The organism is Fictibacillus fluitans (assembly GCF_030418125.1).
Classification (GTDB): domain Bacteria; phylum Bacillota; class Bacilli; order Bacillales; family Fictibacillaceae; genus Fictibacillus_C; species Fictibacillus_C fluitans.
On the sequence record NZ_JAUHTR010000008.1, the window covers coordinates 19,339 to 31,195 of the forward strand.

The window sequence follows — 11,857 nt, forward strand, 5'->3', positions numbered from 1 at the left end:
TATCACACCGCTTCCTGTTTCCTTCGAATATAGTTGGAGAACATCATAAACAAGATTGAATAACCGATTAAAATGAGAATGCTGCTGATGCCCGGGAGGTTTCCTGCTGCGATTTCCCAGGCTCCATTCCCGAAACTATAGGATGGCAGCCATTTGACAATACGCTGCATCAGATCAGGAAAAACTTCAACCGGCATCCACATGCCTCCGCTGACCGCAAGCACCATGTAAACCACATTGCTTACACCTGAAGCCGTATCGACCCGCTTCATCGTGCCCACAAGGGTACCCAATGCGAGGAACGGAGCCGAAGCAGCCAATATCCAGAGAGCACTCATGGTCCACACGCCTGCTGATAAGCTGACATCATTAATTAAAACTCCCGCAAGAAAAATCACAATGATAGAAAAGAGATGTATCAGCGTCTGACTTGCCATTTTTGCAAAAAAGTAGGCAGTATGCGAAAGCGGTGTAATTCTCATATACAGTGTCCACCCTTGTGTCCGCTCTTGCACAAGCCGGATGCCAAGCGACATGATAGAGGATCCCATCACACTGAATGTGGTCATCGACATCAGGTAATGAGCTTGCCATGCCTCTTGATCAGCAGTTCCCGTATTCACCACTCTCGTAAAGATATAGTAGAACAGGATAGGCATGAACAGGGACCAAAACACAAAGTACTTGTTACGGAGCATACGTGTCATTTCTGCTTTGCACTGGGCTGCTATTATCTTCATCATCCCACCTCCCTTTTGCCGCTGCGGGTCAGATGATCAAACGCTTCCTCAAGCTTTCCTTGCTCAGTCTGGATATTCCGGATGTCCCATTTGTGTTGGAACAGGGCTTCGAGTACGCGGTCCGAGTCGTCCGAGAGAATGTAAATCCGTTCTCCAAGACGGTAAACATCCTTAACGTCGGGCAGCTTCCAGCACTCTTCAAGAGGCATCCTATTTTCTGCAACAAAGGAGACAGTCTGCCTGGCAAGCTTGTTTTTCAGCACTTCAGGTTTTCCGTCCGCCACGATCCTGCCTTTATGAAACATGATGATTCTCTCAGCCACGTCATCTGCTTCCTGCAGATAGTGAGTCGTAAAAATGATGGTCTTGCCCCGATTCTTGAGCAAGCGGATTGTATCCCAAAACGATTTTCGTGCAGAAATGTCCATTCCTACTGTCGGTTCATCAAAGAACAGAAGATCCGGATCGCCTGCCAGTGCGAGAGCAAAATTCAATCTTCTTTTCTGTCCGCCTGACAGTTTTTCCGCCCGTTTCTTTAAATCCTTCTCTTCAAGCCCGGTCAATGCTGTCAATTCGCTTACCGGAAGCGGGTTTGGATAGTACGAGCGGACAAGTGCCAGGATTTCCCTGCAGGTCAGACCATCCATTACACTTACTTCCTGAAACATGGCCCCGATCCTTTCACGAACCTTTCTGCTTTTTGGATTGCTGCCAAATAATGTGGAAAAGCCCGCTTCCGGTTCCATGAGGCCGAGCATCATAAGGATTGTTGTCGTTTTGCCCGCACCATTGGGACCAAGGATGGCAACAATCTCTCCCGCTTGAATACCGAACGATACATCATCAACCGCTTTTTCATTTTTAAAAGACTTTGAGACATGTTGAACCGAAACGACCTCATTCATCTTCGTCCACCTCCACTTGATAGTTTTATTGTACGAAGAATGAAAGGCAATGCTAAGTCGTATCTGTCATCAAAATAAAATGACAAATGTCATCTTATTGCAAAACAGGCTGCAGTATATCATGAAGCGCCTCTTCAAGGCTGGTGAACGCAAACTGAAATCCTTGTTCCACCAGCCTTGCCGGTATGCAATTTCGTCCTGTAAGTGCAAGGCTGGGCTCGGTTCTCATTACTGCATAAGCGCCAAGCCGCACAAAAGGAGAAGGAGCTGGCGGAGCCCAGCCTTTTCCCATTACACCCCTCAGTGTTTTCATAAACTCTTTATTGGTTACAGGCTGTGGACCGGTAGCATTATAGATACCTGAGAAACGTTCGGATTCGATTGCATACAGAAACATCGCGTTCAGGTCATCCACGTGAAGCCAGCTTATGTATTGTTTCCCTGAACCCACTGTACCGCCCAGATTAAGGGACGCGAGCTTTTGCAGCGGCTCAAGCGCACCTCCGTTTCTTCCCAGCGCAAAACCGATCCTGAATAACACTTGCCGGGTACCCGGTATTTCCTCCTTAAAGAATTCCTCTTCCCACCGCTGGCATACTTCCACCGAAAACCCGCTTCCATGAGGGGAATCTTCATCACACAAAAGAGCCGTGTCTCCGAAGATGGCAAGCGAACCCGCCTGGATAAAGGCCTGGGGCGGACGGGTGCAGCTCTGAATGGCTTCCTTCAGCACACGGACTGAATCAATCCGGGACGATACAATCTCCTCTCTGTTTTTTTTCGTATAGATGCAGTTGACACTTTTTCCCGTAAAATTAACCACTGCATGGGAGCCATCCAATTCTGATGCCCACTCATCCATGCTCCTTCCATCCCACTGGATATACCGGATTCCCTTTTCAACCTTATAAGGCTGTCTGGATAAAATGACAATGTCATAATTTCGAGTCTGGAGGAATTCAGCAAGGTTTTCTCCCAGAAAACCCGATCCTCCAGCGAGCACAATTTTTTTGGACATACTATTCTCCAATCTATTAAATTAGTAGATATTCCCATTCTATCACAGAAATATAGCGTTTTCTCTTGACCGCCTAAAATCCGTAAAGTACCTTTAAAGAAGGGAATGAATATCAACGCGTAAAAAATGAATGAGAGTTCATTCATTTTTATTGCCAAGGGAGGAATAGTTATGCCGGATAAATTTACTGAAGAGTTTGTAAACAAGTTAAGTTTGCCTGTAATCGCTGCACCAATGTTCCTTGTATCAAGTCCTGATCTTGTTATTGAAGCCTGCAGATCAGGTATTATCGGTTCCTTTCCACTCCTCAATGCACGAACCAGTGAAATATTGGAGGAATGGATGGTCCGGATTACCGGAGAACTCAAGTCAGCTGATAACGCTGCTCCCTGGGCTGTTAACATCATTGTACATAAAAGCAACAAACGGTATAAACAGGACTTGGAGCTGATTAAAAAATATCAGCCTCCCGTTGTCATTACTTCACTTGGCCATCCGGGAGAAGTGGTCGAAATTGTACACCAGTATGGAGGACTTGTATTCTCAGATGTCATCCATCTTGTTCATGCAAGAAAAGCCGCACAAACAGGAGTGGATGGGCTGATCCTGGTCTGCAACGGTGCCGGGGGCCATGCAGGAACAATAAACCCGATCGCATTCACAGGCGCGGTCAAGGAATTCTGGGAGGGTTTCACCATTTTGGCTGGCTGCATTAACAACGGGCAGGATATATTGGCTGCCGAAGCACTCGGGGCCGACTTGGTATACATGGGTACCCGCTTTATCGCTTCAGAGGAAAGCTTTGCCAGTTCGGAATACAAAACCATGCTCATAGACTCTTCCTTTGAAGACCTGATCTACACGGATGCGTTCAGCGGGGTGAATGCGAATTACCTTACCCCAAGTATCCGGAATGCCGGCCTTGATCCTGAACAATTGAAACGGAAGGAACAAGTCGACGTTTCACATCTTGATGCTTCGGAGGCCAAAGCATGGAAGGATATCTGGTCGGCCGGCCAGGGTGTCAATTCTATCAAGAAAGTAGCTCCTGTTAAGGATATCGTCGAAGAGCTGAAAAGAGATTATGACAGGAGCCTTGAACGTCTTGTGAAGAAGAACGAAAAAGCCAACAGCATGCAATAAAGAAGCTGCCCTGCAAGCTTCAAAGAGAAGCTGCCCTGCAAGCTTCAAAGAGAAGCTGCCCTGCAAGCTTCAAAGAGAAGCTGCCCTGCAAGCTTCCAAAAGAAGCTGCCCTGCAAGCTTCTTTTTTTTGCATTGAGGTCATACGCGCATTTCTAGCAAAATGTGTGAATGGCTTAGGACAAGGCTTTTGCTAGACACATATACTTAAAGTATAGATGTACCTTAGTGATGATGCTGCCGCATATAACTTCACTAGTTTTCCCATCTAAGATTGCTTTAAAGGAAGTGAAGTTTTGACTGAAATAATGGTGTCTGTCACTGTTCTTTCCTTTCTCCTGACCCTACTATTTATCTTTTGGCGGCCGTTGGATATGAACGAGGCTGTCCCCGCGACCGTAGGGGCTGTCATCGTATTGGTATGTGGTTCCGTTTCCCTTCAGGATCTCGGGAAAATCGCAGAAACGATCAGCGGAGCTGCCATTACCATAATAGCTACCATTGTAATGGCAATCGTACTTGAAAGCTTTGGTTTTTTCACCTGGATGGCACAACTGCTTGCGGAAAAGTCAAAAGGCTCCGGTATCCGGCTTTTCTGGAATGTGAACCTGCTTTGTTTTTTTATGACCCTTTTCTTTAATAACGATGGAAGTATCCTCATTACCACTCCGATCTTAATTCTGCTTCTTAAACGTTTCCGCTTAAAAAACCACGAGAAGATCCCTTACCTGCTTTCGGGCGCTTTGATCGCCACAGCCTCAAGTGCCCCCATCGGTGTCAGCAATATTGTAAACCTGATTGCATTAAAGATTGTGCACATGGACCTTTATATGCATACGGCTATGATGTTTGTCCCGGCAACCCTTGGTTTGGTTTTTTTGGTGCTTCTGCTGTTTCTGTATTTTAGAAAAACGCTGCCCCGCCGCCTTCCGCAGATTACGTTTGATCTTTCAAAACCCGTTTCACACCCGCTGATGCCTGTTCAGGAATCACCGATAAAGAACAAAAACGCGTTTATGTACAAAATATTGCTGTTTGTGCTTTGTGTCAGGCTCAGCCTTTTTGCAGCTTCTTATGTTGGTCTTCCGGTTGAAACCATGGCCGTGCTCGGTTCAGTGATTCTTTTAGCCTGGCGCTGGATCTATTTAAAAGTGAATCCAATGGACATGCTCAAGAAAACCCCCTGGCACATTCTCATCTTTGCCTTTAGTATGTATGTAATCATTTATGGACTCCATAATATCGGGTTGACGGAGGCACTTGTTGGCGTTTTAAAGCCTTTTGTTTCCGAGCACCACCTGTATGCGAGCCTCATGATGGGTGGTACCCTCAGTATTCTTTCCAACCTGTTTAACAATCACCCTGCCCTGATGGTAGGAACCCTGACCCTAACCAACATGAATCTGGATCCTCTTACCTTGAAACTCGCCTACCTGGCAAACGTAATCGGCAGCGATATTGGCTCACTGCTCCTTCCCATCGGAACGCTGGCCACGCTGATGTGGATGCATTTGCTCAAAAAGGGAAACGTGAAGCTAAGCTGGAAGCATTACTTTAAAGTCACGATTGTCGTCATACCGCCAACTGTCGTATTTACATTAATCTGCCTGTACTACTGGGTTCATTGGTTATTTTAGTTATGGAGGAAAATGAATGAAGAACGAATTTTTAACTGAATATATCAGTCTTTTGAACTCCGCTGTTGAGATGGAAGTTTCAGGAGGCAAGGTTCACCTTGGTGTTTTAGTGGATATTGGCACGGATATCTATGTACTCTTCAACGGCCAGGACTATCTTTATATTCCTTCTGTCCACGTGCACAATCTTCGAAAGACAAATTTATTTATACAAGAAGAAAATCCTGAGGATATCCAGGCTCCCATCGACCATCAAACCGACAAAGTATCTTTCCGTAAAATCCTCATGAACGCAAAAGGACGCTTTATCAAAATTTATGTAACAGGTGATAAAACCCTTCATGGCTATATTACAAGCGTAATGAATGATTACTTTGTGTTTTACTCGCCGGTTTATAAAACCATGTTTATCACCCTCAGCCATCTGAAATGGCTGATTCCCTATAATGATTCTGTTACCCCGTACACCTTAAGCACAGCAAAGCTGCCTGTAAGCCATCACTCCCTGCCTTTGTCACGAAGCTTTGAAGAACAATGCAAAAAACTCGAAGATCATATGGTCGTGCTTGATTTAGGAGACCATCTGCAAAAAACAGGATTGCTGAAAAAAGTTTTCGAACAAAAACTGGCCCTTGTAAACGCTGAAGGAGAAACCGTTTATTGGAACATTCATCACATCAAAATCATATACGCCTTATGACTTTATTAGCCGATTCGCTTGGATCGGTTCTTTTTTTGAAGCCTGATTATTAGCGGTTCATGGACGCTCACGTTAAAATAGGAGCATACAAGGAGGGATTTCATGATTGGATTCATTGGAATAGGTATTATGGGAAGCCGGATGGCAGCCAACCTGCTGTCCGCAGGAAACGAACTGGTCGTCTACAACCGTACGAAAGAAAAAGCCCAGGACCTGCTTGCCAATGGTGCGGTATGGGGAGAAACCCCCGCTGAAACGGCAAGGCAATCCACCGTACTTTTTACCATGCTTACAAATCCGAATGTTGTAGAAAGTGCAGCTTTAGGAGATGAGGGATTTTTGCAGCACCTTCCAAAGGGTTCCATCTGGGTGGACTGCAGCACAGTTAATCCCGGTTTTTCCAGACAAATGGCCGAGGAAGCCCGCCGATTGGATATCCGCTTTTTGGATGCTCCTGTCGCCGGATCGCTGAAGCCCGCAGAAAATGGGGAATTGGTATTCCATGCAGGCGGACAAGCTGAAGTCTTGGAAGAAGTCCGTCCGTACCTGAATGTCATGGGTAAAGCCATTCATCATCAGGGAGAGCATGGAAGCGGAACATCCATGAAGCTTGTGGTGAACCTGACACTCGCCCAGTCCATGGCCGTCTTTGCGGAAGCTCTCAATTTCGGAGAGTCCCTCGGTCTTGATAAAGAAGCTATCCTGAACACACTAATCGGAGGACCTACTACAGGAGCGTTTATCGGCGGTAAAAAGAACAAGCTCCTAACCAACCAATATGATACCGAATTTCCTCTGGAGCATATCCAAAAAGACTTAAATCTCATTGCAGGTGAAGCCTATCAGAACGGAAGCTCCCTTCCCATTGCGAATGTAACGAAAGAGATGTATAGTTTGGCAAATCAATACGGACTGGGAAAAGAAGACTTCTCAGCCATTTATGAGTTTTTGCGTACACCGCATAAATAGGAAAAAGCACCGAATTCTTCTGGATCGGTGCTTTTTTATGGCGTTTACGCTGTTTCCCTGTTTTCAATAAACCGCTTGATCCGTTTCATCGCTTCTTCAAGCTTGGCGATGGAAGTGGCGTAGGAACAGCGGATATGCCCTTCTCCACTTTCACCAAACACACTTCCGGGCACAACGGCCACTTGTTCTTTCATTAGCAGCTGCTCCGCAAATTCTTCCGAGGAAAGCCCTGTGTTTTTAATAGAAGGAAATACATAAAAGGCGCCGCCCGGCGTATGGCATGAGAGGCCCATCTCTTCAAGGGCGTGAGTTACAAGGCTTCTGCGCTGACGGTAGCTCTCCTTCATCCTGATTACATCTTTTTGTCCGTTGACCAATGCATCCAGTGCAGCATGCTGAGCCATCGTTGGGGCGCACATCATCGTATACTGATGAATCTTAAGCATCGCCTGCAGGACATCCTTTGGTCCGCATGCAAATCCAAGCCGCCAGCCGGTCATCGCAAACGCTTTTGAAAATCCGGAGATTAAGATGGTGCGCTCCTTCATTTTCCCTACAGAAGGAAAACTCGTATACGGCTCGTCATACGTCAGCTCCGCATAAATTTCATCAGAAATAACGAGCAAATCATGCTTTTCCACCACTTCGGCAATCTTTTGCAAATCGGTCTTTGACAGCACAGTGCCGGTTGGATTATTTGGGCTGCATAATAAAATAGCCTTGGTTTTTTCCGTTACGGCTTCTTCAATGTGTTCAGGCTGAAGCTTAAAATCATTTTCGCTGTATGTTTGCACCTGCACAGGCACTCCGCCAGCCAGTGTTACGGTCGGAGCATAGGAGACAAAACTCGGTTCCACAACAATAACCTCTTCACCAGGATTGACTACTGCACGCAGTGCAATATCAATCGCCTGCGAAGCCCCTACTGTGACAACCATTTCATTTTCCGCACTGTAGGTGACGCCAAATCGCCGCCTCATGTAGCGGGAAATTTCTTTTCGCAGTTCAAGCAACCCGGCGTTGGCAGTATACGCGGTATACCCCTGCTCCAGCGAATGATAGCTTGCTTCAATTACATTCCAGGGCGTAACGAAATCCGGTTCACCTACACCAAGCGAAATGACATTTTCCATGGAAGATGCCAAATCGAAAAAGCGGCGAATTCCCGATGGCTGTATGGATTGGACTGAATCAGACAAATACTTGGAGCGCTGTTCTGTAATCATGGGGACACCACAATTCGTTTATCTTCTTCATTTTCACTGAAGACAAGACCATCATGCTTGTACTTTTTCAAGATGAAATGAGTCGTCGTCGAAATAACAGAATCAATAGTAGACAATTTCTCAGAGACAAACCTTCCTACCTCTGCCATGTTCTTTCCTTCAATGGAAACCGAAAGATCATATACACCAGACATGAGATAGACCGCTTTTACTTCAGGAAAACGGTAGATCCTCTCCGCTACCTTATCGAATCCTACACCCCGCTTCGGCGTAACTTTAACATCAATCATGGCCGTTACCGCACCTTCATCGGTACCCTTCGTCCAGTTGATAATGGCGGAATATCCAAGAATCACTTTTTCCTTTTCAAGCTTTTCGATCATTTGTTCCGTTTCATCCTCTGAAATTCCCATTAATCTTGCAATGGTTGAATTTTCAAGGCGTCCGTTTTTTTCGATGAGCTGCAGCAATTCCCGTTCCTTCGAATCCATTTCTATCACTCTCTTTGCAGTATAATATGTTGAACATTATAACAAATCCTGAGCTTCCCGCCATCGGTATTCTTTAACTTTCATGTATTTTTACCTATTGTTTTTTTATTTCCGTCCAAAATTAAAAAACTTTGTTTAACCCCCATAAATTATTTCACCTAAATATTATCAACACTAGTAAAATTATTATGGAATTGACTGCGTTTTCACCGGGAAAACCGTTAAAAATCAAGAAAATAGACTCATAAAAATACCAAAAACATTAAATAAGCACCATCAATTCTGATATAGGTCCTTTAGACTAACTAAGTCGACTTCGCTTTCGTAGTATATCGATTAGTCTAAATATGAAAAGGGACGTGTTAGATTTGAGAACAAACAAAAAGCCAGTTATCCGTCTGGCAGCACTCGTGATGGGTCTATCCATCATTGCGACCCCGCTGAAATCTGTTTCAGCGGAAGAAACTTCCATTCAGCCATGGATGAATGCCAGCCAGCCGGCAGAAAAGCGGACAGATGAACTGCTTCATGCGATGACGTTGGAAGATAAGGTATCCTTTATCACAGGAAACCTCAACAATTATTACGGATTCTATAATTCAGGACTTGACCGTTTAAATATTCCAGCCCTGACAATGGCAGATGGACCAGCAGGCGTCAGGATCGCCAATCCAGATGTTCAGGACAAGAAGTCAACCGCACTTCCTGCACCAATTGCCCTCGCTTCAACTTGGGATAAAACGACGGCGAAAGCGTATGGCGATCTCATTGGAAACGAAGCGTTTAATACCACTCACAACGTATCTCTCGGGCCTGGTCTGGATATTGCACGTGTTCCATGGGGAGAGCGCAACTTCGAATCATTGGGTGAAGACCCGCTACTTCAATCCCAAATGGGTGTTCCATTCGTTCAAGGCATTCAAAGTTATCCGGTGCTTGCCACAGCAAAACACTGGCTATTAAATAATCAGGAAACAAAACGTTTCACGATTGATTCCATTGCAAGCGAACGTGCCATCCAGGAAGTATATGCACGTCCTTTTGCAGAAACGATGGATAAAGCAGATCTTGCATCTGTGATGTGTTCATTCAATAAGGTAAATGGTGACTATGCATGCGAAAATGATACTCTGCTCAATGATATTCTTAAAAAACAGCTTGGATTTAAAGGGTTCGTAATGAGTGACTATGGCGCTAACCCAAGTACAGCTAAATCTGCAAACGCTGGACTTGACCTTGAAACACCTGGTGAACCTAACGCCAAATGGGGAGATAAACTCCTGACTGCAGTTAAAAACGGAGAAGTCAGCCAAGAACGAATTGATGATATGGCCCGGCGCATTCTGACTCAAATGTTTGATAAAGGTCTCTTTGACCGTCTGGCACAAAATAACCAGATCCCAGCACAAGCTCACGGAAAAACAGCACGTGAAATTGCCGAAGAGTCCATGGTGCTTCTCAAAAACAACAAAAAAACCTTGCCGCTAAGCAATAAGAAACAGCAATCAATTGCTGTAATCGGGCCGGATGCAGATAACGCATCAGCAGCGGGTGGCGGAAGTTCGTTAGTCAGCCCAACGTATACCGTAAGCCCGCTTGAAGGTATTAAAAACCGGGCAGGCAAAAATTCCAAAGTAACTTATGAACCTGGAACTGACCCAATTACTGCTGGCGGTATTCTTCCTGGGCCTGCAGCTGTTCCTTCATCTGTTTTAACACCACAACAAGAAGAGAACAGCAATGGATTAACTGCAGAATACTTCAATAACACAAATTTTGAAGGAAAGCCTGTTCTCACCCGTACAGACGGACAAGTCAACATGAACTTAGGTTTCTATAACTATGAAGGATTTAATGCTTCTTCCCCTAAGGTGGAGCAAGTTCCAAGAGATCTGAATAAAAAGATGTCTGCCCGCTGGACAGGACATATCAGCGCGCCAAAAACCGGTGAATACAAACTGTCCCTCACAGGAAAAGGTGAAGGGAAATTATATGTTGATAACAAGCTTATGATCGATTATAACGATACAGAGCTTGGAACAAAAACAGCGAGCATTCAACTGGCAAAAGGTGAAAAGCATGAAGTAAAAGTGGAATACAGTACAGGTGAGCCTGATCCAAGCATCCGCGATTTCGGTGCCATGTTCCGTTTTGGATGGGAAGCTCCGTCTGATGCCATTGATGCCAAAATGCAAAAAGCGATCGACCTGGCAAAGAAATCTAAAGTAGCTGTAGTTGTAACAAGAACATACGACAGTGAAGGCTACGTGGAGCGTTCCGATATGGAGCTTCCAAATGATCAATCAAAACTGATCCGTGAGGTTTCAAAAGTAAATCCAAATACAATCGTTGTGAACATGAGCGGCCGTGCCGTTAAAATGACACAATGGAAAGACAGTGTACCGGCAATTGTTCAAGCGTGGTTCGGTGGACAGGAACAAGGAAACGCCGTTGCCAATGTACTATTTGGGGACGTTAATCCGTCAGGTAAACTGCCAGTCACTTTCCCTGTAGATGAAAAATCCACACCGATTTCTGACAGCAAACAGTTCCCTGGTCAAAACGGTACTTCCGAATACAATGATGATGTATTTGTAGGTTACAAAGGATACGAAAAATCCGGGCTCAAAGTGGCTTATCCGTTTGGACATGGATTATCGTACACGAGCTTTAAATACAGCAACCTTCACACCAATACGTCTCATCATAACAAAAAGGTTACCGTTCAGCTTAACCTTCGAAACACTGGCCATAAAAAAGGAGAAGAAGTTGTCCAGGTGTATACCGGAAAACTTCCGACCAACAAAGTGGATACTCCAGCGAAGCAGCTTGCCGGATTTGCAAAGATTGAACTCAAACCAGGCAAACAACAACGCGTATCCGTAGATTTGGATCCAAAAGCATTATCCTACTGGGATGAAGAATCAAATAAATGGGTCATGCCTTCTGGAAATGTGCCTGTTTATGTAGGATCTTCCTCACAAGACATGAAGCTTAAAGGCAGTGTCAACATTAAATAATCATGCGAAAA

10 protein-coding genes are annotated in these 11,857 nt (G+C 45.1%); 5 read left to right on the forward strand and 5 right to left on the reverse strand.

Translation table 11 applies throughout. From position 1 onward, the window contains the following. Positions 1-2 precede the first annotated feature (2 nt). From QYB97_RS15040 to QYB97_RS15050, 3 genes are all read right to left on the reverse strand, one after another. Positions 3-740, reverse strand: coding sequence for an ABC transporter permease (locus QYB97_RS15040; RefSeq protein ID WP_301167056.1), 738 nt, complete (start codon positions 738-740; stop codon positions 3-5). Beyond that, the gene (locus QYB97_RS15045) at positions 740-1,645 is read right to left on the reverse strand and encodes an ABC transporter ATP-binding protein (protein WP_301166832.1); all 906 of its coding nucleotides are present in this window, start codon (positions 1,643-1,645) and stop codon (positions 740-742) included. Before QYB97_RS15045 ends, QYB97_RS15040 begins: the two co-directional genes overlap by 1 nt. A gap of 94 nt (positions 1,646-1,739) precedes the next feature. Next, positions 1,740-2,663: a TIGR01777 family oxidoreductase gene (locus QYB97_RS15050; protein ID WP_301166833.1), complete on the reverse strand. Its 924-nt coding sequence runs from the start codon at positions 2,661-2,663 to the stop codon at positions 1,740-1,742. A gap of 171 nt (positions 2,664-2,834) precedes the next feature. Between QYB97_RS15050 and QYB97_RS15055 the strand changes: the two genes are divergently transcribed. The 4 genes from QYB97_RS15055 to QYB97_RS15070 all read left to right on the forward strand — a co-directional run bounded on the left by QYB97_RS15055 (position 2,835) and on the right by QYB97_RS15070 (position 7,109). After that, positions 2,835-3,806, forward strand: coding sequence for an NAD(P)H-dependent flavin oxidoreductase (locus QYB97_RS15055; RefSeq protein ID WP_301166834.1), 972 nt, complete (start codon positions 2,835-2,837; stop codon positions 3,804-3,806). A 293-nt stretch (positions 3,807-4,099) separates the two neighbouring features. Continuing rightward, positions 4,100-5,440, forward strand: a complete 1,341-nt coding sequence (locus QYB97_RS15060; protein ID WP_425589810.1) for an arsenic transporter — start codon at positions 4,100-4,102, stop codon at positions 5,438-5,440. Between the two features lie 16 nt (positions 5,441-5,456). After that, positions 5,457-6,140, forward strand: a complete 684-nt coding sequence (locus QYB97_RS15065; RefSeq protein ID WP_301166835.1) for a DUF2642 domain-containing protein — start codon at positions 5,457-5,459, stop codon at positions 6,138-6,140. Between the two features lie 102 nt (positions 6,141-6,242). Beyond that, complete coding sequence (locus QYB97_RS15070) at positions 6,243-7,109, forward strand: NAD(P)-dependent oxidoreductase (RefSeq protein ID WP_301166836.1); 867 nt, start codon at positions 6,243-6,245, stop codon at positions 7,107-7,109. Between the two features lie 44 nt (positions 7,110-7,153). On the opposite strand, the gene QYB97_RS15075 is transcribed toward QYB97_RS15070, so the two are convergent. Both QYB97_RS15075 and QYB97_RS15080 read right to left on the reverse strand, forming a co-directional pair. Beyond that, on the reverse strand, positions 7,154-8,335 hold the full coding sequence (locus QYB97_RS15075) for an aminotransferase (RefSeq protein ID WP_301166837.1): 1,182 nt from the start codon (positions 8,333-8,335) through the stop codon (positions 7,154-7,156). Next, on the reverse strand, positions 8,332-8,826 hold the full coding sequence (locus QYB97_RS15080) for an Lrp/AsnC family transcriptional regulator (RefSeq protein ID WP_301166838.1): 495 nt from the start codon (positions 8,824-8,826) through the stop codon (positions 8,332-8,334). Before QYB97_RS15080 ends, QYB97_RS15075 begins: the two co-directional genes overlap by 4 nt. A 368-nt stretch (positions 8,827-9,194) precedes the next feature. Between QYB97_RS15080 and QYB97_RS15085 the strand changes: the two genes are divergently transcribed. Beyond that, a complete protein-coding gene (locus tag QYB97_RS15085) occupies positions 9,195-11,846 on the forward strand; it encodes a beta-glucosidase H (RefSeq protein WP_301166839.1) in 2,652 nt (883 codons plus the stop codon). The last annotated feature ends 11 nt before the right edge of the window (positions 11,847-11,857 follow it).